Origin of the sequence: Photobacterium sp. WH24, assembly GCF_019204055.1 — a bacterium.
Classification (GTDB): domain Bacteria; phylum Pseudomonadota; class Gammaproteobacteria; order Enterobacterales; family Vibrionaceae; genus Photobacterium; species Photobacterium arenosum.
This window is the reverse complement of sequence record NZ_JAGSOZ010000014.1, coordinates 57,760-83,140: the sequence shown is the minus strand read 5'-3', so window position 1 is coordinate 83,140 and position 25,381 is coordinate 57,760. Positions and strand designations below refer to the sequence as shown.

The 25,381-nt window shown below is 55.2% G+C and carries 24 protein-coding genes; 14 read left to right on the top strand and 10 right to left on the bottom strand.

What is annotated here, in order from left to right; all coding sequences use genetic code 11:
- Positions 1-6: 6 nt before the first annotated feature.
- The 3 genes from tatC (at position 7) to hemB (ending at position 2,796) form a co-directional block, all read left to right on the top strand.
- Positions 7-756, top strand: coding sequence for a Sec-independent protein translocase subunit TatC (gene tatC, locus KCG43_RS16470; protein WP_046221825.1), 750 nt, complete (start codon positions 7-9; stop codon positions 754-756).
- Between the two features lie 124 nt (positions 757-880).
- Positions 881-1,669 (top strand): TatD family hydrolase, encoded by a 789-nt coding sequence (locus KCG43_RS16465; RefSeq protein ID WP_192017462.1) that lies wholly within the window; start codon positions 881-883, stop codon positions 1,667-1,669.
- Between the two features lie 80 nt (positions 1,670-1,749).
- The gene (hemB, locus tag KCG43_RS16460; RefSeq protein ID WP_192017393.1) at positions 1,750-2,796 is read left to right on the top strand and encodes a porphobilinogen synthase; all 1,047 of its coding nucleotides are present in this window, start codon (positions 1,750-1,752) and stop codon (positions 2,794-2,796) included.
- 46 nt (positions 2,797-2,842) lie between these two features.
- Here the strand turns inward: hemB and asnC are convergent, their stop codons facing one another.
- Entirely contained in the window at positions 2,843-3,304 is a 462-nt protein-coding gene (gene asnC / locus KCG43_RS16455) for a transcriptional regulator AsnC (RefSeq protein WP_027251479.1), read from the bottom strand.
- A gap of 115 nt (positions 3,305-3,419) precedes the next feature.
- On the opposite strand from asnC, the gene KCG43_RS16450 reads away from it, so the two are divergent.
- From KCG43_RS16450 to KCG43_RS16440, 3 genes are all read left to right on the top strand, one after another.
- The gene (locus KCG43_RS16450) at positions 3,420-6,563 is read left to right on the top strand and encodes an EAL domain-containing protein (RefSeq protein ID WP_192017394.1); all 3,144 of its coding nucleotides are present in this window, start codon (positions 3,420-3,422) and stop codon (positions 6,561-6,563) included.
- A gap of 187 nt (positions 6,564-6,750) precedes the next feature.
- Positions 6,751-7,521, top strand: a complete 771-nt coding sequence (locus tag KCG43_RS16445; protein ID WP_218386308.1) for a class I SAM-dependent methyltransferase — start codon at positions 6,751-6,753, stop codon at positions 7,519-7,521.
- 42 nt (positions 7,522-7,563) lie between these two features.
- On the top strand, positions 7,564-8,040 hold the full coding sequence (locus KCG43_RS16440) for a hypothetical protein (protein WP_192017396.1): 477 nt from the start codon (positions 7,564-7,566) through the stop codon (positions 8,038-8,040).
- A 364-nt stretch (positions 8,041-8,404) separates the two neighbouring features.
- On the opposite strand, the gene KCG43_RS16435 is transcribed toward KCG43_RS16440, so the two are convergent.
- Genes KCG43_RS16435 through hemC form a run of 4 tightly spaced genes read right to left on the bottom strand, consistent with a single transcriptional unit; the run spans position 8,405 to position 12,441 of the window.
- Positions 8,405-9,592 (bottom strand): heme biosynthesis protein HemY, encoded by a 1,188-nt coding sequence (locus tag KCG43_RS16435; RefSeq protein WP_218386306.1) that lies wholly within the window; start codon positions 9,590-9,592, stop codon positions 8,405-8,407.
- Complete coding sequence (locus tag KCG43_RS16430; RefSeq protein WP_218386304.1) at positions 9,589-10,752, bottom strand: uroporphyrinogen-III C-methyltransferase; 1,164 nt, start codon at positions 10,750-10,752, stop codon at positions 9,589-9,591. The genes KCG43_RS16435 and KCG43_RS16430 overlap by 4 nt, the downstream gene beginning before the upstream one ends.
- A 4-nt stretch (positions 10,753-10,756) precedes the next feature.
- Positions 10,757-11,509 carry a uroporphyrinogen-III synthase gene (locus tag KCG43_RS16425; protein ID WP_218386302.1) on the bottom strand — a complete coding sequence of 251 codons (753 nt, stop codon included), beginning with the start codon at positions 11,507-11,509 and terminating at the stop codon, positions 10,757-10,759.
- On the bottom strand, positions 11,506-12,441 hold the full coding sequence (gene hemC / locus KCG43_RS16420; protein WP_192017400.1) for a hydroxymethylbilane synthase: 936 nt from the start codon (positions 12,439-12,441) through the stop codon (positions 11,506-11,508). The genes KCG43_RS16425 and hemC overlap by 4 nt, the downstream gene beginning before the upstream one ends.
- A 389-nt stretch (positions 12,442-12,830) precedes the next feature.
- On the opposite strand from hemC, the gene KCG43_RS16415 reads away from it, so the two are divergent.
- The gene (locus tag KCG43_RS16415; protein ID WP_192017401.1) at positions 12,831-15,413 is read left to right on the top strand and encodes a class I adenylate cyclase; all 2,583 of its coding nucleotides are present in this window, start codon (positions 12,831-12,833) and stop codon (positions 15,411-15,413) included.
- Between the two features lie 72 nt (positions 15,414-15,485).
- On the opposite strand, the gene cyaY is transcribed toward KCG43_RS16415, so the two are convergent.
- A complete protein-coding gene (cyaY, locus tag KCG43_RS16410) occupies positions 15,486-15,797 on the bottom strand; it encodes an iron donor protein CyaY (RefSeq protein ID WP_192017402.1) in 312 nt (103 codons plus the stop codon).
- Between the two features lie 76 nt (positions 15,798-15,873).
- Between cyaY and KCG43_RS16405 the strand changes: the two genes are divergently transcribed.
- From KCG43_RS16405 to yigB, 6 genes are all read left to right on the top strand, one after another.
- Positions 15,874-15,993: a lipoprotein gene (locus tag KCG43_RS16405; RefSeq protein ID WP_192017403.1), complete on the top strand. Its 120-nt coding sequence runs from the start codon at positions 15,874-15,876 to the stop codon at positions 15,991-15,993.
- A 28-nt stretch (positions 15,994-16,021) separates the two neighbouring features.
- A complete protein-coding gene (gene lysA / locus KCG43_RS16400) occupies positions 16,022-17,272 on the top strand; it encodes a diaminopimelate decarboxylase (RefSeq protein ID WP_192017404.1) in 1,251 nt (416 codons plus the stop codon).
- Between the two features lie 21 nt (positions 17,273-17,293).
- A complete protein-coding gene (gene dapF / locus KCG43_RS16395) occupies positions 17,294-18,124 on the top strand; it encodes a diaminopimelate epimerase (protein ID WP_192017405.1) in 831 nt (276 codons plus the stop codon).
- A 77-nt stretch (positions 18,125-18,201) separates the two neighbouring features.
- Positions 18,202-18,900 carry a DUF484 family protein gene (locus KCG43_RS16390; RefSeq protein ID WP_225445338.1) on the top strand — a complete coding sequence of 233 codons (699 nt, stop codon included), beginning with the start codon at positions 18,202-18,204 and terminating at the stop codon, positions 18,898-18,900.
- A complete protein-coding gene (xerC, locus tag KCG43_RS16385; RefSeq protein WP_027251490.1) occupies positions 18,897-19,805 on the top strand; it encodes a tyrosine recombinase XerC in 909 nt (302 codons plus the stop codon). Before KCG43_RS16390 ends, xerC begins: the two co-directional genes overlap by 4 nt.
- Before the next feature lie 12 nt (positions 19,806-19,817).
- Positions 19,818-20,534, top strand: coding sequence for a 5-amino-6-(5-phospho-D-ribitylamino)uracil phosphatase YigB (yigB, locus tag KCG43_RS16380; RefSeq protein WP_192017407.1), 717 nt, complete (start codon positions 19,818-19,820; stop codon positions 20,532-20,534).
- 2 nt (positions 20,535-20,536) lie between these two features.
- Here yigB and KCG43_RS16375 read toward each other — a convergent pair whose 3' ends face one another.
- The 4 genes from KCG43_RS16375 to KCG43_RS16360 form a co-directional block, all read right to left on the bottom strand.
- Complete coding sequence (locus tag KCG43_RS16375; RefSeq protein WP_192017408.1) at positions 20,537-20,995, bottom strand: DoxX family protein; 459 nt, start codon at positions 20,993-20,995, stop codon at positions 20,537-20,539.
- A gap of 68 nt (positions 20,996-21,063) precedes the next feature.
- A complete protein-coding gene (locus tag KCG43_RS16370) occupies positions 21,064-21,816 on the bottom strand; it encodes a DNA-binding domain-containing protein (RefSeq protein WP_218386300.1) in 753 nt (250 codons plus the stop codon).
- Positions 21,806-22,666 (bottom strand): DUF692 domain-containing protein, encoded by an 861-nt coding sequence (locus tag KCG43_RS16365; protein WP_218386331.1) that lies wholly within the window; start codon positions 22,664-22,666, stop codon positions 21,806-21,808. The genes KCG43_RS16370 and KCG43_RS16365 overlap by 11 nt, the downstream gene beginning before the upstream one ends.
- Before the next feature lie 5 nt (positions 22,667-22,671).
- Positions 22,672-22,929, bottom strand: coding sequence for a DUF2282 domain-containing protein (locus KCG43_RS16360; RefSeq protein ID WP_218386297.1), 258 nt, complete (start codon positions 22,927-22,929; stop codon positions 22,672-22,674).
- A 276-nt stretch (positions 22,930-23,205) separates the two neighbouring features.
- Here KCG43_RS16360 and uvrD point away from each other — a divergent pair, with 276 nt between their 5' ends.
- Positions 23,206-25,377: a DNA helicase II gene (gene uvrD, locus KCG43_RS16355; RefSeq protein WP_218386295.1), complete on the top strand. Its 2,172-nt coding sequence runs from the start codon at positions 23,206-23,208 to the stop codon at positions 25,375-25,377.
- Positions 25,378-25,381: the final 4 nt, after the last annotated feature.

Sequence of the window (25,381 nt, the reverse complement as noted above, 5' to 3'; positions counted from 1 at the left end):
CGCCTCATGTCGAGTGTGGAAGACACCCAGCCCTTGTTCAGTCATCTACTGGAGCTGCGTAACCGGCTGCTCCGTTCTATCCTGAGTGTCCTGGTGGTGTTTCTCTGCCTGGTGTGGTTTGCCAATGACATTTACAGTCTGCTGGCGGCCCCGTTGGTGGAGAGACTGCCGGAAGGCACCAGCATGATTGCCACTGATGTGGCCTCTCCTTTCTTTACGCCGATCAAGCTGACGCTGGTTGCCTCTGTGTTTCTGGCCGTGCCTCTGATCCTGTATCAAATCTGGGCGTTTGTCGCGCCGGGTTTATACAAGCACGAGCGCCGGCTGGTAATGCCGCTGCTGTTTTCCAGCTCTCTGCTGTTCTATTGCGGTGTGGCCTTTGCGTATTTTGTGGTGTTCCCGCTGGTGTTCGGCTTTTTTACCAGCATAGCCCCGGAAGGGGTGCAGGTGGCGACCGATATCGCCAGTTACCTGGACTTTGTCCTGGCGCTGTTCCTGGCGTTTGGTATCGCCTTTGAAATTCCGGTGGCGATTATTCTGCTGTGCTGGACCGGCGCGACCGATCCGCAGAGCCTGCGCCAGAAGCGGCCCTATATCATAGTGGCGGCGTTTGTTGTGGGTATGCTGCTGACCCCGCCGGACATTATTTCCCAGACCTTGCTGGCGATTCCTATGTGCCTGCTGTTTGAGGTCGGCTTGTTCTTCTCGCGCTTCTATATTCGCGCCAATGAGCAGGCGCCGTCCGAAGAAGATTAAGTCGCTTTTTGCTGACTGATTGCTGAAAAACAGCCGCCCGGTGCGGCTGTTTTTGTTTCCGCGGTTTTTCTTTGTCACCACCCGGTGTGTAGAATGGGGTTCTTTTTCTGCGGATAGCACAGTGATGATAGATATTGGCGTCAACCTGACCAACAGCCGTTTTGATAAAGACAGGGAAGCTGTCATCGCCCGTTCGCAGCAGGCTGGTGTTACCGCCCTGATCCTGACCGGCACCAGTGAAGATGAGAGCCGGCAGGCGCTGGCGATGGCGCATCAGTGGCCGGGCTACTGCTTCAGTACCGCTGGTGTGCACCCGCACGATGCCAAATCGGTGTCGGACTTCTCTCTGCCTGCGATTCGCGAACTGGCGGCCGATCCGGCTGTGGTCGCGCTTGGCGAATGCGGTCTGGATTTCAACCGTGATTTTTCGCCCCGCCCACAGCAGGAAGCTGTTTTTGAGGCGCATTTGGCGCTGGCGGCTGAGCTGAAAAAGCCGGTGTTCATGCATTGCCGGGATGCTCATGAGCGCTTTCTGGCGATACTCAAACCCTGGCGCGATAAACTGCCGGCGGCGGTGCTGCATTGCTTTACCGGCAGTGAGCAGGAGCTGAAAGATTGCCTGGCGCTGGATCTGCACATTGGTATCACCGGCTGGATCTGCGACGAGCGCCGGGGCACCGAGTTGCGCAATATCGTGCGGCATATTCCGGGCAACCGGCTGATGATAGAAACGGACTGTCCTTATCTGCTGCCGCGCGATCTGCGGCCCAAGCCCAAGTCCAGCCGCAATGAACCGGCGTATTTACCCCATATCGCACAAGCGGTGGCAGCGTGCCGGCAACAGTCGCCCGAGGAGTGCATGGCGGCGGCTTTTTCAACAACCCGGGCATTTTTTCAGATCGAGCCAGCGTAAACCTTTGTTCGATGATAATATGAAGCGCAACTGTGATTGACTGCGGTACGCGTTGCCGCATAACCAACAAGGAGTGAGCAGTGTCTGTATCTATTCAGGGGGCATTTCCGGCCCGTCGTATGCGCCGTGTGCGCAAGCAAGATTTCAGTCGCCGACTGACGGCAGAAAATCAGATTTCAGTAAACGACCTGATCTATCCCATGTTTATCCTGCTGGGTAAAAACCGCCGTGAGCCGGTGGAATCCATGCCGGGTGTGGAGCGTCTGTCAATTGATCTGATGCTGCTGGAAGCTGAGTACCTGTCCAAGCTGGGTGTGCCGGCCATTGCCTTGTTCCCTGTGGTGTCGCAGGACTTCAAGAGTGTTTGCGCCGCCGAGGCCTATAACCCTGAAGGCCTGGTACAGCGCGCGGTGCGTCTGCTGAAAGAGCATGTACCCCAGATGGGAGTGATCACGGATGTGGCACTGGACCCGTTCACCACCCACGGTCAGGACGGCATCATTGATGACAACGGCTATGTGATCAACGATGAAACGACGCAAGTACTGGTCAAGCAGGCCTTGTCACACGCTGAAGCCGGTGCGGACGTCGTGGCACCGTCTGATATGATGGATGGCCGTATCGGCGCCATCCGCGAAGCGTTAGAAGAAGCCGGCTATATCCATACTCAAATCATGGCGTATTCAGCCAAGTACGCGTCTAACTATTACGGCCCGTTTCGTGATGCGGTCGGCTCGGCGAGCAACCTCAAAGGCGGCGATAAGAAAACCTACCAGATGGATCCGGCCAACATCGATGAAGCATTGCATGAAGTGGCGATGGATGTGCAGGAAGGAGCGGACATGGTGATGGTGAAACCAGGTATGCCTTATCTGGATGTGGTGCGTCGGGTGAAGACAGAACTGCAGGTGCCGACGTTTGCCTATCAGGTCTCAGGGGAGTATGCCATGCACATGGCGGCGATCCAGAATGGCTGGCTGAAAGAAAAAGAAACCGTGATGGAATCTCTGCTGTGCTTCAAGCGTGCCGGTGCTGACGGTATTCTGACTTACTTTGCCAAGTCGGTGGCCGAATGGCTGGCGGCGGAAGCTGCAGAACGTCAGGCCAGTGTGGCCGACAGAAAGTAAACGCCTCAGAAAAGCGAGCCCGGCTCGCTTTTTTCTTGCCTGATGATCAGGGCTTAACGTTGCGATTGATCGGGTTTTGCAGCGAGATCAGGGTTTCTGTCGATTGCACTTCATCAATGGCCTGGAGCTTGTCAATGAGCACATACTGCAGCTCTTCAATCGAGCGGCACATCAGCTTGACGAATATATTGTAGGCCCCTGTGGTGTAGTAGGCTTCCACCACTTCGTCGAGTTCATTGAGTTTTGCCAGAGCGGAATGATAATCTCTGGCCGCATTCAGATTGATACCAATAAAGCAGCAGACGTCATATCCCAGAAGCTTAGGGTTGATAATCACTTCAGTTCCAGTAATGATGTTGGCGGCGCGCATTTTTTCGACACGGACATGGACGGTGGCCGGGCTGACATTGAAGCGCTTGGCCATTTCGGCATACGGGATCCGGGCATCGTGCATCAGGGCATTCAGAATATCTCGGTCTAAATCATCAAGACGAGGTAGCGGGGTCATGGCATCTTTCCGTGGTAGTTCGCAACTACTGCATCATATACTGGCTCGACTCATGACGCACGGATTAGGATCGGATCACAATCACGGCATAAATAAAGGATATCACTGTCTCTTCATGCGCTTAGTTCTCTTGCTACTGGTACTAGTCATACCCAGATTGGCGCTGGCTGAAGCTAATGTGCTGGTGATTCATTCCTATCATCAAGGTATGCAATGGACGGATGCCCAACAGGCTGGGCTGGAAGCCGCCCTGCGTTCTGAATCGGTGCGTCTGCAGGTCGATTATATGGACAGCAAACGCTACCAGTCGCCCTGGTATCTGGATCAGCTGGTGGATGTATACCGTGCCAAACTCAGCAGTGAAAAGTTTGATGCCATCCTGGTGACCGACGATAACGCCTTGTGGCTGGTCAATCAGCTGTCAGATGAAATCGGCCCGACGCCTGTGCTGATGTCGGGCATCAATACCTACAAGCCCGCCAAGCATGCCAATCTGACCCGGATCGGTGGTGTACTGGAAGCCAATGATGTGTCGGCCAATATTAATTTAATTCAGACCATTCAGCCCGATGTCCGGCAGTATTATTTTATTACCGATCACACCGCAACCGGGCGTGAGCTCTGGCAGGATGCCCAGCGCTATCTCAGCCAGCATCCTGAATTGGATTACACCTATCTCAGTCCGCAGTCGTTTGCCGACTTGTTTGAGGTAGTCGGCCAGTTACCGCCTGATTCTGCGATTATTTTCCTCAGTTATTTTGTTGATGGTAACGGGGTGTATATGTCGGGCCGTGAGCTGATGCAGACCCTGACCCGCAAGGCCAGCGTGCCTGTGTATGTGTCCTACCGTTTTCTGTTGGAGGACGGCGCACTGGGTGGGGTGGTCAGCCGCGGTTACGATCAGGGCATGATACTGGGGCAGTTGTTAAAGCAGGTGCTGAACGATACGAATACTCATTATCCAGTGTTCCGGAACAGTCCCCGCCAGGTAATGTTTAATTACCCGGCCATGCAACGCTGGAATGTGACTGTGGACAAGGAGCAGGTGTCGCTGGTGAACCGGCCGCTGAGCTGGTTTGACAAGTACGCCGGTCAGGTCAGGCTGTTCAGTCTGGTGCTGGCGGTGATGCTCTCGGTGATCCTGCTGCTGATTGTGATTATCCGGCGCCTGCGGCGCAGTGAAAGAAAACTGACCCAAAGCCGGACAATGTTCGAAGGGGTGTTTGACCAGAGTTTCCAGTTCATTGCCATCTTGCACCCGAACGGTCAGCTGCAATCGGCCAATCTGGCGCTGCAGGATTTGCTCGGCCGCTCAGTGATCAAATATGACCGCCCATTCTGGGACTGGGGCTGCTGGGAGCGGACCAGCACAGAGCAGCTAAAACAGTCTTTCCTTTCGGCGACCAGCAGCCAGCTGGTGAGATTTGAAACCGGTATCAACAGCAGTGAAGACGGCACGCGGATACTGGATATCTCCATCAAACCCCTGCCCCATACTGACGGTGTCGAGGGGCAGTTACTGCTTGAAGCCCGGGATGTGACTTCCCGCCATCATATGGAAGAAAAACTGCGGGAACGGGAAATCAGCTACCGCCTGCTCTACGAACAGCAGCCGGTGATCTTGCTGGCGATCAATCAGCACGGCCGCATTCAGTCTGTGAATCAGTTTGCCACTGAGTTACTGGGCTACAGCAAGCGGGAAATGCTGGGCCATAAAGTGACCGACTTTTACCTGGACGATGAAGAGATCCCCCAGCATTTTATTTCGGCCCATCAGGGCAAAGATGACCAGAACGTCTGGCGGCGCCAGCTGCGCTATACCAGTGCCAGCGGCAAAGCGGTCTGGATTCGGGAAACCATACGATCTTCCGTATCTCAGCATCAGTTGCTGCTGGTCGGTGAAGACATTACCAGTACCCGCGAGCTGGAAGCCAAACTCGAATACCAGGCAAATCATGACTACCTGACCAGCTTGTTCAACCGCAGCTATTTCGAGCGCCAGCTTGACGTGTCGTTATCCGAAGCCAGAGACAAAGGTGCCCGTCATGCCATGCTCTATCTGGATCTCGATCAGTTTAAAGTCATTAATGATACGGCAGGCCACGAAGCCGGCGATGAAGCGCTCAAGCAAGTGGCCTGGCTGCTGCGGGGGATTATGCCGCATAAGGCGACGCTGGCACGGCTGGGCGGCGATGAATTTGCCATCATTCTCAGCCATTGTGAAGTGGAAGGAGCGCTGCGTCTGGGCGCGGAAATCCTGCATCTGCTGGAAGAAAGCGAGTTCTACTGGCAGAACACCCGTTTTAGCCTGAGTGCCTCGATCGGCATCCGGTTGATTGATGATACTGCCGGTTCCCCTCAGCAGGTGCATGCCCAGGCCGATACAGCGTGTTATGCCGCCAAAGATGAAGGCCGCAACCGCCTGCATTTGTACCGTCCGGATGATGAAGAATTGCAACGGCGCGAGCGGGAAATGGCGTATGTCAACCATATCCGGCGTGCGCTTGATGAACAGCGGTTTGAACTCTATGCTCAGGCGATTGCACCGCTGGCAACGGCGTCCGCCGGTCATCACTATGAAATTCTGATCCGGATGCGCAGCAGCGACGGGGCAATGGTACCGCCCGGGTTGTTTATGCCAGCAGCTGAACGCTACAACCTGGCGCACCTGATCGACCGGTATGTGGTTAACGCGGTTCTCCTTTGGCTGGAAGCACACCCGGAAGCCGTTGCGTCGCTCAAGCTGTGCTCGGTTAACCTGTCCGGACAGTCGATGGGCAATCCTGATTTTGTCGATTTTCTGCTGGCGCGTATTAGCCAATCCAGTGTGCCGGCCAGTAAGCTGTGTCTGGAAATTACCGAAACCGCCGCGATCGGCAACATGAGTGAAGCCATTGAGTTATTCACTCAGCTGAAAGCGCTGGGGTGCCTGATTTCGCTGGATGATTTCGGCGCCGGTCTGTCATCCTTTGGTTACCTGAAACGCCTGCCCGTTGATCTGATCAAAATTGACGGTATGTTCGTCCGTGACATTGCCGATGATGAAGTCGATTTTGCCATGGTGAAAGCCATTAACGATCTGGCCAAGAAAATGGGTAAGCAGACAGTTGCTGAGTTTGTCGAAAACGAAGCCATTTTGCGGCGTCTGGAGCTGCTGGGGGTGGATTATGCGCAGGGTTACCAATTTGGTAAACCTATGCCTTTGGCCCGGCTGGTTGAGAGTTTAACCCTTTCCTCAGCAGCAGAGACGATCCTGTAAATCCCTCTTGATAGTTGGTATCGCGTGTTCAGGGGGAGCGCCACTTTACCCGCTGCCTTGTTGCCGCTTGTCTTCCTTGTCAAAAAGTAGACCAATAACCGATCCCGATTGGGTATAATCCGCCACAATATATGGATTCCTGTCTGCCAGCCCCGTGCCGGGCGGACATTGTTTTGCGGAGACACCCGTGCAAATCGCTTTACTTTGTGAGCAACCTGAACGTCACGCCGAGCTGGCTGAACTGGCTGCCCGTTGGGGACTGGAGCATAATGCTCAAGCGCAGTTTGCGCTGTCTTTGACGGCAGAGCGTCTGGAATTGCTCAAGCAGGATGAACCCAAGCTAGGGGCGGTTTTTGTCGATCTGGCCGGTGGCGCCGCCGCGCACAGACGCAAGTTTGGCGGCGGGCGTGGTCAGGCTATCGCCAAAGCCGTGGGCCTGAAAAGCGGGGTCACACCGACTGTACTGGATGCCACGGCGGGGCTGGGCCGTGATGCGTTTGTGCTGGCATCTCTGGGTTGCCGGGTACAGATGGTTGAGCGCCATCCTGTGGTGGCGGCATTGCTGGAAGATGGTTTGCGCCGCGCTTGCGCCGATGCGGAAATCGGCGGCTGGGTGAGTGAACGTATGAGCCTGTTACATGCTACCAGCCAGGATGCGCTCACTGGATTGGCGGCAGATCCTGACTATGTGTTACCGGATGTGGTGTATTTAGATCCTATGTTTCCCCACAAAAAGAAATCGGCTCTGGTAAAGAAAGAAATGCGTGTGTTCCAGAGTCTGGTCGGTGCTGATATGGATGCCGATCAGCTGTTGACGCCGGCGCTGACATTGGCGAACAAACGTGTAGTGGTCAAGCGTCCTGACTATGCCCCCTGGTTGGATGGTCAATCGCCGTCAACCGTGATCAATACCAAGAAGAACCGCTTTGATGTGTATGTCAAAGCGGCTATGAAGTAGCCGCTGACGGCCGCTGGCTGTTGCAGGTTGGAGAAAGCCGAAATGTCCAGGTCATTGTGTAAGTACCGTCGTTCAGAGATCAGCGAGAAGATTGCGTCAATTGCTGAGTTGGTGAGTGCGCCCCAGTATTTTTGCCGTAGCTGTGCCAGGGTCGCCAATGGTAAATCTTCTCTCTGCAAACCGGGTCGCTTACCCGTGCAGGGCCAGAAGAGGGTGCCAGCGACGATCCCATCGGTCACTGCGGCATCTGTGATGGCCCCGTCGCCTGTCTCAGGTCAGGAGCCGGCGTTGCCGCCTGTGGGTGAGCGATTGGAAAGCGGTGCCATGGTGGGGGTGCCGGTGGGTTTGCTGAGCGTGTCGGTCAAGAAACTGGATAAGAAGCTGCGCAAGCTGGCTAAAAAGAAACGTAAACGCCTCAAGAAAACCGACAAGTACCTGAAGAAGGCGGAAAAGTACCGGAAGAAATCTGAGCAGATACAGCGAAAATTCGACAAGCTGATCTATAAAGCCAGTGCCTGATCATTGCCTGCAGCCCGGTAAATAAAAGAAGCCTCCGTTAACGGAGGCTTCTTGGTTTCTGGGGGAACTGAATCAATCAGGATTCTTTAATCAGCACAGCTGTCATCAGGCAAGTGATTACCGCAACAATAATGCCAGAAACAATTAACCAAGGGAGCATAGCCTTACTTCCATCTATAGCGCTAAAAGAGGCCACATTGAATAGTTTTTAAATACTTCCATCAATAGCAAATATATATGATGAAATGGCTATTAACAGATGGATACAAAAGCGGATTAAATCTCGTTAATGCAATGTTAAATAGAACAAAAAAGCGCCTGTTACGGCGCTTTTTTACATTTGGTAACAGGTATGTCTGTCAGGTCAGATTTTGGCCGGCAGGGCCAGGGTTAAGCCTTCTTTTGATAAGCGGGCCGCGGCAGCTTTATCGTTCAGGGTTTCCAGTACCTCGACCAGGTAGCCGTAATCAGCGACAGTCGGGTGCAGTTCAATTGCCCGCTCAAGGTGCGTGCGGGCTTCTTTGGCTTTACCGTCACGCAGATACAATTGTCCCAGCGCACTGTGGGTGGCTGCATTGTTACTGTCGTATTTCAGCAAATCCTGCAGTGTCACAATGGCGGGGTGATAATCGGTCAGTTTCAGGGTCGGCATCAGGCTGATCAGACGGGAATCAACCTTCTTGCGCAGTGCTTCGCGCAGTATGGTATAGCCTTCGCTGTCGGCGTTGCGGGCGCACATCTCACGGACAAAGCAGGTGACCAGCTCCGGATTCTGTTTGGCTTTACGGCTCAGGCTGTTCCAGTGTCCCATCAGGCCATCACTGCCACTGTGCAGGCTGATCTGCGCCATCAAGCCGCACTCGGCCTGTTCCTCTAATTTATCCAGCTGCTCGCCGCTCAGGCTGCCGTACTTTTTCAGCGGGGCAATAAGGCCCAGCAGAGCTGGCCAGTCTTCCAGCTGTACATAGCATTGCTTCAGCAGTTCCAGTAACAGCGGATTACGCGGATGGCTGCTTTTCATCTCCTGCAGAGTGGCGACAGCTTCTTCATATTGATGCTGCTGGCACTGCAGTCTGGCGCGGGTCAGTGCTACCGCCAGGCTGTCGCTGTCCTGTTCGGCCGCCAGACGCAGGTATTCGTCACGCTGATGCAACTGCCCCTGTCCCTGCGCGGCTTCCGCTGCGGCAAGATAGTTCAGTAGCGGGGTTTCGCTGTGATTCGCCGATTTGACGACCAGCTTTTCCGCTTGTTTCCAGTCACCTTCCAGTACTTTGACCAGGCCGCTGGAAGTCAGCTCACGTGCTTTGCGGGTTTTACGGTCGGAGAACCAGCCGCGGGTGACACTGCTCAGTGACAGCAGCCACTTCAGCAGATGCTCAAGCAGAAAAAACGCACCGAAAAGTACAATAACCAGTAAGAGCAGCGTGGTCAGGCTCATTTCCAGTGTCTGGTTGGCGGCGGAGATCAGCACATAGCCCTGGTTGCCGGCCAGCATGGGGCCGACAACGATGCCGGCAATCAGCGCGGCGACCAGCAGGAGAAGTTTAATCATGCCGGATCCTCCTCAGTCTTAATGGGAGCGATTTGTTGCCGCAGGCGCTGGTTCACCAGATCCGCTAACAGCGAGGGCGATTTCAGCTGCTCAGGGTAGCTGGCTTCAATATTCTGGCCGGCCATCTCATTGAGGCCTTTAATGAAGCTCTGCGTTTTAACATCGTCAGTGTTGTAGAACTGGCTGGCCCAGTCTTTGGCCATGGTCAGGGACTGGGTGTACAGCTCACCCTGTTCGCGATACACAGCTTTAATGGCGGTTTCCAGCTTGGATTTGATGTTTTCCTGCAGGTAGAAATCCTGTTCCGGGGACAAGAGCGGAATGACATTGCCATCGCGCTTACGGTAAGTCACAAAGTGTTCGCTGAACTGCTTCAGGGAAGTCATCAGGTTGGACTGCCAGTCGGACACCGACTCGCTGACCGTTTCACTCTGTGGCTGTTCCAGTGACTCAGGCACGATCGCGTTGGCCAGCGGCAAATTGGCGACCATCTGCTGCAGGCTGGTCAGGCGTAATACGATACCGTCACGGTCAACACGGGCCACGGCTTTGAGGCTGGCAATGTCGTCGTTCATGGCACTGCGCAGTGCCGTCAGGCTCGGATCATTGAGCTGGGCAAGGCGGTTATCGGCAGTTTCCAGTAATACGGTGGCACTGGCCACATCGTGCTCTAGCCAGAGTTTGCGCCCCGCCATACGGGTCAGGTAATCCGCTTCGGCCAGTAACCAGTCATTCGGGCGACGGCCTTTGACTTCCGACATCGCCAACTGCAGGCCTTTAATGTCATTGTTCTGCTGCTCCAGCTTGCCTGAGGCGCTGAGTAAGCGCTGATCAACCTCACTTCTGACATCCTGGGTATTTTTAGCCAGCTCGCTTTTCAGGGTATTGAGCTGGGCTTGCAGCGCACTCACCTGTGCCAGCTGGTCACGGTTTTGCTGGTGGCCGTGATAATACAGGCCAGCACCCAACAGGATAACCAGAGCAATGGCGACCCAGCCGGTTTTGCTGCCTTTGCCTGACTCGGCGGGGGCAGCAGGCTGGCTGGCGGCAGACGACTTGGGTGGCGTGCCGGCAGTGTGTGGCGTTTCCTTGGCCTTGGAAGAGGCATCAGACTGCTTGTCTGTCTTAGGGGTATCGTTATTGGTTTTCTTCTCAGTCATCCGTTTATCCCGTTGTGCCTGTTGTACTTAGTGTAGCAAGCAGTGTGGCATTGCTGGCACTGCCCACAGTCGTTATATGGCAAAAGCCAATGTCCCTGGCTTGACGGGCAATTCGCTTGCTGGGTACCAGCAAGTGGCATGTCATCAGCCATGGCTTTGCCTGCGCCGGCATCAGTCGGTACAGGTATTCCAGTTGCTGACCACTGGTGACCACCAGTGAGTCCACACCCTGTTGTTGCCACTGCTGGCTCAAAACAGCGCCATTGAGTGCCAGCCAGTGTCGGGCATAAGTTTCACAGTAGGAGACATTGGCCTGACGTTCAGTCAGTGTCTCGAAAATCAGTTCGCGGCCGCCGTTGCCGCGCAGTATCAGTACATTGCGCCCTGCCGGTGTCATCAGTGCTGGCAGGGCCAGCAGCCCCTCACTGTCTTCCTGCTGCGGTGCATCGACATGCTGACCGCAGGCGTTTGCCAGTGTGGCGGCGGTTTGCTGGCCGACGGCGATATAATGAAGGCTATCGGGCCAGCAAATCTCTTTTTCGGTCAGGTAAGTATGTGCCATTTTTACCGCGTGGGGGCTGACAGCAATAAGACAATCGCCTTTTTTCAGTGTGGCGAGCTGATCACCCAGAGTCAGCAGGCCGGCACCGGGGGCTATGGTCAGCAGTGGCTGAACCAGTGCCTTGATGCCTTGAGCGGCCAATGCTTGTGCCAGTGCCTCGCCGTGCGGGGCCGGTCGGGTGATCAGGACTGTCATTCGGCCTCGTCGTACAGTCGGGTCAGTATCTCGCGAGCCCCGCGTTCGAGCAGCTCTTCGGCCAGTTGAGTGCCCAGGTTTTCCGCCTCCGCAATCGGTCCGCGAATTTCACCGGCGACAATTTTGCTGCCATCCGGCTCACCCACCAGAGCGCGTAACCAGATTTGATCGCCTTCCAGTTCAGCATAGCTGCCGATCGGCACCTGACAGCCGCCTTCCAGCCGGTTGTTCATCGCCCGCTCACATAAAACGCGGGTGGTGGTGGTGGTGTCACTTAAGGCCTCCAGCAAGCCGCGGATACGGGTATCGTCCAGACGGCATTCAATGCCTACGGCGCCCTGGCCGACAGCCGGCAGGCTGACTTCAGGGGCAAGGGCACAGCGGATGCGGTCGTCCATTTTCAGGCGCTTCAGACCGGCACAGGCCAGCACTATGGCGTCGTACTCGCCTTCATCCAATTTCCGCAGACGGGTCGCTACGTTGCCGCGCAGGGTTTTAATCTGCAGATCCGGGCGGCTGGCCAGCAGCTGGCACTGGCGACGCAGGCTGGAGGTGCCAACTATGGCGCCTTGTGGCAGCGCGTCCAGATCGGCGTAGTGATTGGACACGAACGCATCGCGCGGGTCTTCACGCTCACAGATAGTGACCAGTCCCAGACCGTCGGGGAATTCGACCGGCACATCCTTCATGGAGTGGACTGCAATATCAGCGCGACCTTCCAGCATCGCCTGTTCCAGCTCTTTGACAAACAAACCTTTACCACCCACTTTGGCCAGCGGGGTATCAAGAATGATGTCGCCTTTGGTGACCATAGGAACCAGTTCGACAGTAATGCCTGGGTGGGCCTGCTCCAGTGCGGCCTTAACATATTCCGCCTGCCATAGGGCGAGTGGGCTTTTTCGGGTTGCGATCCGGATTGGCATCTCAGTCATAGCTTGGGGGTCCATCTAATTGCTCTAAATATACTAATCGTACCACTCCGATACGGGTAAGGTAATGTAGATGTTGTTGCCGGTGCGGTGAAGCGCATTTGTCCGGTTCTGTGATATCGCTTATGGGAGATATGTCACATTACTGAGTGTGATCTGGCTTCCAAAGTCCAAGGTGCTGGCGATTTCGAGTCATTGTACTATTTTGTGGTGATACAGAATGGAATTGAGCATCACGAAGCAGGTTTCCGCTTGATTGACCGTGCAGACTTTACGGAATGCCTGAAAACTGTTAGATTGATCACGTTTTTGCTCACGAATGGCTCACAGAGTCCCCTAACGATGACAAGATTCGGGCCGCTCTGGATGCTGGTAGCTCTTGGAAGAGTAATTTGCAAAATTATATTAATACCTTAATTGGCAGGTTGGATAAGCATAACCACCGTCGGGTTGAACGTGCGCGTCTTGCCATGAACGCACAATCTGAGCAGGTGTTCAGTGTGCTGCCTGTGCTGTTGCATGTTAACCATCCCGCATTGCCTGGCTACCAGGATGCCGAAGTACCGCAAGGTATTGCGTCATTTGTTCCTACATCACGTCAGTCGACGCTGATCCGTGAGCATTTTGCTTTCGATCTTCCCGCTTCTTTTTTTCATGACTCACCGGATGGTGACATTCTGGGTTTATACGCGATGGGCAGCACCTCGTCGCTGGGCCAGAGCCTGACCAGTGATCTGGATATCTGGGTTTGTATCCGCACCCGTATGCCGTTAGATGAGCGTGAAGCGCTGCTTACCAAGTGTAAAGCCGTGTCCGGCTGGGCGCAGACACAGGGCGTGGAAGCTAACTTTTTCCTGATCGATGATAACCGTTTCCGCCATAACCGTTCGGAAGCCCTGAGTGGCGATAACTGTGGTTCCAGTCAGCATTTGCTGTTGCTGGACGAGTTTTACCGCTCGGCCGTGCATTTGGCAGGACAGCGCTTCTTGTGGTATCTGGTACCGCCGGAAATGGAAGAGTGTTATGACGATTACGTCGCTTATCTGGCGGCCAATGGTTATATCAACCGCGATGAGTGGATTGACTTTGGCGGCCTGTGCCGCATTCCGGCTGAAGAATATTTCGGTTCCAGCCTGTGGCATCTGTACAAAAGTATCGACTCTCCCTATAAATCGGTGCTGAAAGCCATTTTGCTGGAAGCTTATTCCTGCGAGTACCCCCACACGCAACTCCTGAGCGTGGACGGCAAGCGGCGCTTTTTCTCCGAGCAGTCGTCGCACTACGCGATGGATGCCTACTACCTGATGCTGGAAAAAGTGACCCGTTATCTGGAGCGGATTAACGATCACCGCCGTCTGGATCTGGTGCGTCGCTGTTTCTATCTGAAAACCCACGAAAAACTGACTCGTGAGCCCGGTATTGGCTCAGTCGCCTGGCGTCGTGAGGTACTGGCAGAGCTGACCTCTGAGTGGCAATGGTCCCGTGAGGTCATTGAAGAGCTGGATAACCGCCGCAACTGGAAGGTGGAGCAGGTCAAGCGGGCTCACAACGAGCTGCTTGACGCCCTGATGCTCAGTTATCGAAACCTGATCCTGTTTGCGCGTCGCAATGACATTACCTCGTCCATCAGCCCGGAAGATATCAGTATTCTGGCCCGTAAGCTGTATGCGGCCTTTGAGGTACTGCCCGGCAAAGTGACCCTGCTCAACCCGCAGGTGTCGCCAGACTTGCACGAAGGGGATCTGACCTTTATTCAGGTGCCTGCCGGCCGGACTAACACCGCGGGCTGGTACCTGTACAAGCAGCCGCTGGATCCGTACGCCATTCTGGGTCAGCCGTCGTTAGAGCATAACCGCTACCTGAGCAAGTTGGTGGCCTGGGCCTATTTCAACGGCCTGCTGACCGAAACGACCAACCTGCACACTGTGGTGCGCGATTCGGCCATGGATATCGACAAGCTGTATCAGATGGTGAGCGATATCCGCAATACCTTTTCGATCCGCCGTCCCAAGCCAGGACTGAAGGCTCTGTCCAGCCCGTGTGAAATCCGCCAGTTAGGGATTTTCATCAATCTGGAGCAGGACCCGACGGAAGAAATGAAAAGCCGGGCGGTGAAGTTTGATTTCAAAAATACCGATATCTTCAGCTTTGGCCCTGAGCAGACTTGTCTGGTCGGCAGCGTCGATCTGGTTTACCGTAACTCATGGAATGAAGTGCGTACCCTGAACTTCAAGGGTGAAAACGCCATGATGGATGCACTGAAGACCATTTTGAGCAAGATGCATCAGGATGCCATTTCGCCCGAATCGGTCGATGTGTTTTGCTACAGCAAACACATGCGCGGGATGATCCGCAACCTGGTGTATCAGCTGGTGGCCGAGTGTATTGAGATGCGTCTGATGCCGGTGGAGCAGCAGGAGAAGCAGCGCCGTTTTAAAGCGATCCGCATTGGCAGCCAGACACATGGTTTGTTCTTTGAGCGTCGCGGGGTCTCGGTGCAGAAGCTGGAAAACTCGGTCGACTTCTACCGCTGTATTTCCAGTAATAAGCTGCTGGGCAGTGCTAGCGTGGTGATGGGGAAAACCGATGAGCCGCATCCGCCGTCCATTGTCGATGCTTACGCCAGTGAAGGCCTGATCCAGTTCTTCTTTGAAGACTGTGAAAACCACGGTTTCAATATTTATATCCTGGACGAAACCAACCGGATTGAAGTTTATCGCCAGTGCAGCGGCAACATGGATGAAATGGTCCATGGCGTGAACCGTTTTTATACCTCGGCGCAGGACAGGTTCAGTTACAGTTCGAATTTCATCAATTTTAACCTGCCTCAGTTCTACCATATTGTGTATGGCCAGGAGGGTGAGTGTCAGGTGTTACCTTACAAGAGCGGGTATCAGGCTGAGCGTCGGCTGGCGGCCGATAACCAGGCCAATATGGATGAAGCCGGCAAAGGCGGGCAGATGAGTCTGTCTTAAAGCTGTTTTGTCATATTGGGTGCCAGATTGCCGGCGCAGCAGAGAGTGTTATCTGCTGCGCCGGCATTGTTTTTACCAGTCGACACTTTCTTGCGCGTGAACCGAGCACTCGCGCTTAATCAGTGAAATCAGCTCTTCGCCGCTGCGGGTGCAGAGCCAGATCCCGTCGTTATATTTGAAGTGATAGCCGCCTGATTTGGATGCCACCCAGATTTCATGCAGCGGTTCCTGACGGTTGATGACGATCTGGCTGCGGTTTTCAAACTCCAGTGTCAGCACGTTGCCTGTTGTCTCATATTCGATGTCTGCGCCGGACTGATCGATGCCTTCCTCGATATGCATAAGTACCTGATCAGCCAGTTTATGAAATTCAGTATCGTTCATCCTGTAAGTCCTATTGCTTTTCCTAGTGTGGGTGCGATTATAGAGGGCATTGCAATCATTATCACTGGCTTTAAAAATGCGTACAGGTTTAATAGCAACATTTATTCTGACAGTACTGACATTGGCAGGCTGCGGCCAGAGTGGTCCGCTGTATATGCCAGCCGATGACACCGAACAGACAGAGCAAACCGAATAACCGCGGCCATAACAGGGAAGAGACCACATTGGATTATTTTAATTATCAGCAAGACGGCCAGCTTTACGCTGAAGATATCGCAGTAACTGACCTGGCTGAACGTTTTGGCACGCCGCTCTATGTATACTCCCGCGCGACCCTGGAACGCCACTGGCGTGCGTTTGACAGTGCGGTAGCTGATCATCCGCATCTGATCTGCTACGCGGTGAAAGCAAACTCAAACCTCGGGGTACTGAATGTGCTGGCCCGACTGGGTTCAGGGTTTGATATTGTCTCTGTCGGCGAGCTGGAACGCGTTATTGCCGCAGGCGGTGATGCCGGGAAAGTTGTTTTCTCCGGTGTCGGTAAAACCGCCGCAGAAATGCGCCGGGCGCTTGAACTGGACATCAAGTGTTTTAATGTTGAATCAGAGCCTGAGCTGGAGCGCCTGAATCAGGTTGCCGCTGAGATGGGCAAAGTGGCGTCTGTGTCGCTGCGCATCAACCCGGATGTGGATGCCAAGACGCACCCGTATATTTCCACCGGCCTGCGTGACAACAAGTTCGGCATTGCCTTTGACCGTGCCCCGGAAGTGTACCGTCTGGCACACAGCCTGCCGAATCTCAATGTGATTGGCATGGACTGCCATATCGGTTCACAGCTGACAGAGCTGACGCCCTTCATTGATGCCACAGATCGCCTGCTGGCCCTGATTGATACCCTGAAAGCAGAAGGCATAGTGATCCGCCATCTGGATGTCGGCGGTGGTCTGGGTGTGACCTACAATGATGAGCAGCCGCCACTGCCATCTGATTACGCGAAAGCACTGCTGGAGCGTCTGGAAAATCACATGGATCTGGAGCTGATTTTTGAGCCGGGCCGTGCGATTGCCGCCAATGCCGGTGTACTGGTGACCCGTGTTGAGTACCTCAAGCATACTGAGCACAAAAACTTCGCCATCGTTGATGCCGCCATGAACGATCTGATCCGCCCGACCCTGTATCATGCCTGGCAGGCGATAGTGCCGGTTGTTCCGCGTGACGGCGAGCCGCTGGAATACGACTTTGTCGGCCCGATCTGTGAAACCGGCGACTACATTGGTAAAGAGCGCCTGCTGAAGCTGGAGCAGGGCGATCTGGTCGCCGTGCGTTCTGCCGGTGCCTACGGGTTTGTGATGTCATCCAACTACAACACCCGTCCGCGTGTAGCGGAAATCATGGTAGATGGCGATCAGGCTCACGTGGTGCGTGAACGTGAAACACTGAGTCAGTTGTGGCAGTCTGAGCGCCTGTTGCCTTAACCCATAAGCGAGAGAACGCCGATGCAGTTTCAATTTTCTAAGATGCATGGTTTGGGCAATGATTTCATGGTCGTCGACTGTGTGACCCAGAACATCTTCTTCTCCCCGGACGCCATCAGGCGTCTGGCGGATCGGCATCGCGGGGTGGGTTTTGATCAGCTTCTGGTCGTAGAGCCGCCTTATGATCCCGAGACGGATTTTCACTATCGCATTTTTAATGCCGATGGCAGCGAAGTGTCGCAGTGCGGTAACGGGGCCCGTTGTTTTGCCCGCTTTGTCTCTATGAAAGGGCTGACCAATAAGTACCGGATCGCGGTCAGTACCAAATCGGGCAAGATGGTGCTGCAGTTGGAGAACGACAACCAGGTGACGGTCAACATGGGCGTCCCTGAGTTCACGCCGGAAAAAATTCCGTTCAAGGCCAAACAGGAAGAAAAAACCTACATACTGCGCGCGGAAGATAGCACCGTATTCTGCGGTGCCGCCAGTATGGGCAATCCGCACTGTGTGACCGTGGTGGATAATGTGGATACGGCGGATGTCGAGACGCTCGGCCCGCTGCTGGAAAGCCATGAACGTTTTCCTGAGCGGGTTAATGTCGGCTTTATGCAGGTAGTGTCGCGCGCTGCCGTCCGCCTGCGGGTCTACGAACGCGGTGCGGGCGAAACCCAAGCGTGTGGCAGCGGAGCCTGCGCTGCTGTTGCTATCGGTCAGCGCCAGGGCTTGCTGGACAGCAATGTGACCGTCAGCCTGCCCGGTGGCGATCTGCATATTCGCTGGGCTGGCGATGGTCAGCCTCTGTATATGACCGGGCCTGTTGCTCATGTGTTCGATGGCCAAATCACGCTCTGAAGTGTGGCAAATGGCAAGTTGCCGGTGGGGCTGTCTGGCCCCATTGAGCCTAACCAAATCTGCAAGTGATGACTGAGATGACCCAACTGAACCAACGCCCTGCGGATGATGAGGGTGCAGCGCTCAACCCGCAGGCGATCGCGGCTTTTTTAACTGCCAATCCTGACTTTTTTATCCAGCAGCCCGAGCTGCTGGAGCAGCTCAGGCTGCCCCATACCGAGCGCGGATCGGTTTCGCTGGTGGAGCGCCAGATGGAGCGGCTGCGCCATAAAGTGGCGGAACTGGAAAAGCAGATCGATGGCATGATGTCTGTCGCGGCCAGTAACAGCGCGTTATTTGCTGCCTTTGCTCGTGCCCAGCAGCAATTGTTTCAGACCCACAATATTTACCAGGCGCTGAGTGTGCTGACTGCACTGGCGACGGAACTGGATTTACGGGTCAGTGTACGGTTGTTTGACAGCATGGACGCCGAACTGTCGCTGAGCCGGCAGGCGTTTGAAGGGTTTCGACGCGCCCGGCTCAACCCGCAGGATGTTTATCTTGGCCGACTGCGCAGTGCCGAAAGCGAAATGCTGTTCGAACAGCCCCCTCAGCTGGGCTCATTCATCGTGCTCAAGCTGGGTGAATCGGAACGGCCTGACGGTGTACTGTGTTTTGCCAGCCGGGATGGCGGCCATTTTCAACCCGGGATGGACACCCTGTTTGTGACTCAGTTGGCCGACGTGCTGGGACGCTTGATCCGCCACTGGGAATACAGCCGTGAGGTTATTGAATGAGTTTGCCGGCCAGTCTGACCCGCTCACTTGACCGCTTTTACGAGTATCTGCGCAGTGAGCGGGAGCTGAGTCTGCATACCCAGCAGAACTACAAGCGCCAGCTGACCACAGTGGCTGAGCAACTGCTCGAACTGGGGGTCTCCGACTGGCACACCTTAGATGCTGCCTGGGTTCGTCAGGTGGCGAGCAAAGGGATGCGCGACGGCCTCAAGGCCAGCAGCCTGGCTATGCGATTATCCGCGTTGCGCAGCTTTCTGGATTATCTGGTCCATCAGGGAGAGCTGAAGGCCAATCCGGCCAAAGGGGTGTCAGCACCGCGTAAATCCCGGCCTCTCCCCAAAAACCTCGATGTCGATGAGATGGATCAGCTGCTCAGTGTTGATGAGAATGATCCCTTGTCGGTCCGGGATCGCGCCATGATGGAACTTATGTATGGCGCGGGCCTGCGCTTGTCGGAACTGGTTGGGCTGAACGTGAAAGACATCAGCCTGAGCAAGGGCGATCTGCGGGTGATAGGTAAAGGCGACAAAGAACGCATTGTCCCTTTTGCCGGTCTGGCCCGGGAATGGGTGGGGATCTGGCTGAAAATGCGCGGACAACTGGCCGCTCCCGGTGAACCGGCATTGTTTGTGTCCAAGCTGGGCCAGCGCATCTCCAACCGTAACGTGCAGAAACGTATGGCGGAATGGGGACAAAAGCAAGCGGTGTCCAGTCATATTAATCCACACAAGCTGCGTCACAGTTTTGCCACTCATATGCTGGAGTCCAGCGGTGATCTTCGCGCGGTGCAGGAGCTGCTGGGCCACGCCAATCTCAGTACCACACAAATCTACACCCATTTAGACTTTCAGCATTTAGCCAAGGTGTATGATCAGGCACATCCGCGTGCCAAGAAGACCAAATAAGGAGCCGGTGTCATGCAGTTTTACCGCAGTTTTCGTTCTCCCAAAGCACTCACCTTTGATCTGGACGATACCCTGTACGATAACCATCCGGTGATTCTGCGCGCCGAGCAGGCGATGTATGACTGGCTGGCCGCCGCGCATCCGGCTTCACATGCATTGACGCCCGCAGACTGGCAGCGGCTCAAATACCAATTGGCAAAGGACAACCCTATGCTGCGCCACGATGTCACCGAGTGGCGCCGGGTGATGCTGCGTACCGGTCTGATCCGGCTCGGCTATTCGCAGACCCAGGCCGCGGAGGCGACGGAAGAAGGGCTGCACATAGTATTAACCGTCAGAAATCAGGTCGATGTGCCTGATATGACCCATGCCGTGCTCAGCGAACTGGCCACGCGGGTGCCGCTGCTGGCGATCACTAACGGCAATGTGGACGCGGATAAAATCGGCCTGGGCCAGTATTTCTCCCGGGTATTGGTGGCAGGCCGTGACGGCTTGTCCAAACCGGCGCCGGATTTATTTATCCAGGCTCAGGCACTGTTGGGAGTGTCGGCGGCGGATATTCTTCATGTCGGCGATCACCTGATCAGCGATGTGGCCGGCGCCCGTCGCAGCGGTTTTCAAGCCTGCTGGTTTAATGATCAGTCACGTCAGATGCATCAGGAGTCTAAAGCGACATGGCTGCCGGATGTTGAAATCCACACTCTGGATCAGCTGCTGTTACTGGTGTGAGCCTATTCCAGTAAGCGGCTGGGCCGTCGCGCCAGGCCGGACAGATGATCCAGAGACACCAGCCCCGCGCCCCAGAATACATTCACCAGCAGCATCATGCCCCACAGCTGGTGGTCAAAAAAGCCTTTCTCCCACAGCAGCGGATAGGACACCACGGCTATGATGTTGAAGACAAACAGCAGCAGTGCCATCGGCCGGGTCAGCAAGCCCAGTACCAGAAACACAGGCACTATCAGCTCAGTTGCCGTGCCCAGATAGGCCGCTATCCGCCAGGGCAGCAGCGGAACCTGATATTCATATTCAAACAGATACAGGGTGCTGTCCCAGCTCTGGTATTTGATCATACCTGAGTTGAAAAAGACCCAGGCCACCCACAAGCGGGTGAATAACAACAGCAGGGGGATCAGCGGCGCCAGCAGACGGCTGAACCGGGTATCTGTGTCTTTAATAAGGTAGAGCATGTCAGCCTCCTGGACTGCAGGCGAGCCACTTTGATCGAGTAGTGAAACCAAAGTGGCAAAAAAGGTGATTACATCTCATCAGCATAGAGAATATCGCTAAAAACCTGTGCAGCAATCAGCTCCCCCAGCACCGCCAGCATGTCCTGGCTGGCTTGTCCCAGTGGTTGATGTTGGCGCGCCAGCTGCACCAGTGCGGTTCCCGCCTGAGTGGTGGCGATCACGGCCGGTCCGGGCAGCACTATGGCGGATTCACTCGTCCGGATGGTCAATCCGTCCAGCTGTTCATCGCGTATCGCCAGCCACAGCGACGCAACTGCATAGTCGCTGTCCAGCAACCAGCAGGCAGGATGAGGGATCAATCTGGCTTCAGCCAGACGCTGCTCTGTCAGCCCCTGCAGTTTTTCCAGCGGAAACGCCGCCAGGGCCGCATTGCACATAGACGCCCGGTCGACCAGCCACTCTAAGGCCGCCAGATCGGCCAGATAAGGCACAGCATCGGTAAGTGTTGCCTGAGCACAAATCGTCTGGTCAAAACCGCCGCCATAATGGCTGACATCGCCCTGCTCCAACGGTGTGGTCAGAATATGCTGGCGGGCCAGTGCGGAAAAACACTCGTCACCCACCACGGCTTTGACTGCCGGATAGGTCGCTTCCAGCACTTCGCTCAGGCTGATCACAAAGTTGTTGCGGTAGATTTGCAGCCGCTGTTCGGCGCTGAAAAGGTTATCGGTGATCAGGCCGGCGACATCGCTTGGCCGGTATTGTAAGGCCTGGGCAAAACTCGTCTGCAGGGTGGCCAGATCAGGCGCATCATCTTTCATGATTGCCTCCGCCAGGGTGGGTGTTACGCAGGATCTGCCGGGCCTTTTCGGCTTCGCCCAGCAGCACTGCCAGCGGGGGAATGTCGAGGTCCCATTCGATCAGGGTCGGCACTGAGCCGTGAGTTTGTACCCAGTCCCGGTACAGTTGCCAGACGGGATCACTGACCGGGCGGCTGTGAGTATCAATCCAGATTTCACCCTCATCAAGTTGTTTGACCGTAAAGCCAGCCAGGTGGATTTCTTTGACGGCGTTAGGGTTCAGCGCCGCCAGATAGGTGGCACAGTCAAAGCCGTGATTGAAACTGCTGACGTAGATGTTATTGAGATCCAGCAGCAGGCCGCAGCCGGTGCGCTGCTGGACAAGATCCAGAAAATCCCACTCGGTATACGTGGCATGGTGGAAGCTCAGGTAGCTGGACGGGTTCTCGAGCAGTAGCTGGCGTCCCAGCGTCTCCTGCACCTGACTGATTTTAGTGCAAACCACATTCAGCGCTTGTTCCGTGTAGGGAATGGGCAGCAGATCGTTGAAATACTGGCCGCTGATCGAACTCCAGCTTAAATGGTCGGATACGGCCAGGGGCTGAATGTCGTCGATCAGGCGTTTGAGCTGAGCCAGGTGGCGGACATCCAGCGGATCGGCAGAGCCCAGTGACAGGCCGATACCGTGGCAGCTGATGGGAGTATGGTCAGCGATGGTGTTGAGACTGCGGCGTGCCGGGCTGTCGGGGTTGAAATAGTTTTCGCTGTGAATCTCCAGCCAACCGACTTCAGGCGGGTTCATCGCGGCAAACAGACTCAGGTGGGGCGCACGCAGGCCAACCCCCACCTGTTCAAAGGTATGATCACGCATCATGATTAACTGCTTTGCGTGCTGCCGCCTGCCAGACGGTCACACAGACCTTTGGGCACCATGATAAAGGCGTCTTTCTGAGCATCGGTTTTGGCGGTACCGGCACAGGAGCCGGTTTTGGTGGCGCAGTCATTTTTACCGGCTTTGGCAACGCCGTAGCATTTTTCTTTGGCCTCGGCGGCAATAGCAGGTGCAGAAAGTGTACCGGCCAGAATTAACAGACCGGAGACGGCGGAGGCTAAGGCTAAGTGGCTCTTGTTCATTATCATTCCTCTTTCAGTAAACAGTGAGATGTTGCGGTGAACGAACGTCCGTCTTGCAGTACCTGGCCACCACTGAGTGGCTCATTTGCAGACTAGACCCTCTTATAAAGACTAGAAAGGCTGGCGGGCGGATAAATTTCAATCAGGTGTGATTTTTTGCTGAAAAGTGATTGTGGGTCGGTGACGGGGGGCAGAAAGAAGCCGGCGACAGGGCAGGCATTCTCTGGCTGAGCTGTTATAATCACCGCCAGTGTATAAATAACCAGTAGAAAGGCGATGGACGTTTCACTCTTGTTAGATGGTCTTAATGACAAACAACGCGAAGCGGTGGCGGCACCGCTGGGGAATCACTTGGTACTGGCCGGCGCCGGCAGTGGTAAAACACGGGTGCTGGTGCACCGGATCGCCTGGTTGCTGCGGGTAGAAGAAGCCTCGCCTTTCTCACTGATGTCGGTGACATTCACCAACAAAGCTGCGGCAGAGATGCGCGGACGCATCAATGCGCTGATGCAGGGCAACTGCGCCGGGATGTGGAACGGCACCTTTCACGGCCTGAGCCACCGCATGCTGCGCGCCCATTATCTCGACGCCAAATTGCCGGAAGATTTCAACATCATCGATTCTGATGATCAGATGCGCCTGCTGCGCCGCCTGATCAAAGCCCAGAACCTGGATGAAAAGCAGTGGCCGGCCCGTCAGGCGGCCTGGTATATCAACGGCAAGAAAGATGAGGGGCTGCGCCCGGCGCATGTCGAAACCTTTAATGACCCGGTTGAACAGACCTGGCTGCGGCTCTATACCGCCTATCAGGAAGCCTGCGATCGCGCCGGTCTGGTCGATTTTGCCGAATTGCTGCTGCGTGCTTTTGAGCTGCTGAAGTACAACAAGCATATCCGCGAGCACTACCAGGTGCGCTTCAAGCACATACTGGTGGACGAGTTTCAGGATACCAACAACATCCAGTTTGCCTGGCTGCGCCTGATGGCCGGCCCGGAATGCCATGTGATGATAGTTGGTGACGATGACCAGTCTATCTATGGCTGGCGGGGTGCCAAGGTTGAAAATATCCAGCGCTTCCTGCGCGAGTTTGCCAATACTTCCAGTATTTTTCTGGAGCAGAATTATCGCTCGACCGGCAACATTCTTCAGGCCGCCAACGCCCTGATTGCCCATAACAATGAACGTATGGGCAAGAATCTGTGGACCGACGGCAGCGAAGGGGAAAAGATTTCCGTTTACTCGGCCTTTAACGAGCTGGATGAAGCCCGTTTTGTGGTGGGTAAGATTAAAAGCTGGCAGGACAGCGGCGGCGCGCTTAATGACACGGCCATGCTGTATCGCAGCAATGCCCAGTCGCGGGTGCTGGAAGAAGCCCTGATCCAGGCCGGTATGCCGTACCGGATTTATGGCGGCATGCGTTTCTTCGAGCGTCAGGAAATCAAAGATGCGCTGTCGTACCTGCGTCTGATCTCGAACCGCAATGATGACGCCTCGTTTGAGCGGGTGGTCAATACCCCGGCCAGGGGCTTGGGTGAGCGCACTCTGGATACCATACGCATGGCGGCCCGCGATCGCGGTATCACTATGTGGCGGGCCAGTGTTGAACTGCTGGACGAAAAAGTCCTGGCAGGGCGCGCGGCCAATTCACTGCGCCGCTTTGTTGAGCTGGTGAATGCGCTGGAAGACGACACCCGCGACTTGCCGCTGTATCAGCAGACCGACGAGGCTATTCGCGCATCGGGTCTGCGGGCCATGTACGAGCAGGAAAAAGGCGAGAAAGCCCAGGCCAGGATTGAAAACCTGGAAGAGCTGGTGACCGCCACCCGTCAGTTTGAAGTGCCGGAAGAAGCCCAGGAAATGAGCCCGCTGGCAGCCTTTCTGTCGCATGCCGCGCTGGAGGCCGGCGAAGGCCAGGCCGATGAATACGATGATGCCGTTCAGCTGATGACCTTGCACAGCGCCAAAGGGCTGGAATTCCCTGTGGTCTTTATGGTGGGAGTCGAAGAAGGCATGTTCCCGAGCTTTCGCACCTCCGAAGAGCATGGCCGCCTCGAAGAAGAGCGCCGCCTGTGCTATGTGGGTATGACCCGGGCGATGGAAAAGCTGTTTATCACCCATGCCGAAATGCGGCGTTTGTACGGCAAAGACAATTTCCATAAAGTGTCGCGTTTTGTCCGGGAAATCCCGGAAGAGTTTATCGAAGAAGTGCGGATGAAAGCGCAGGTGTCGCGTCCGTCAACGGGCGGCCGTTTCAGCCAGACCCAGGTCAATGATAACTTTAATCAGACCGGTTTTAATCTGGGCCAGCGGGTACAGCATCCCAAATTCGGGGAAGGCACCATCATCAATTTTGAAGGCAGCGGCACCCAGAGCCGGGTTCAGGTGGCTTTCAACGGGGAAGGCATCAAGTGGCTGGTGACTCAGTACGCCAAGCTGGAAGCGATGTGAGTCA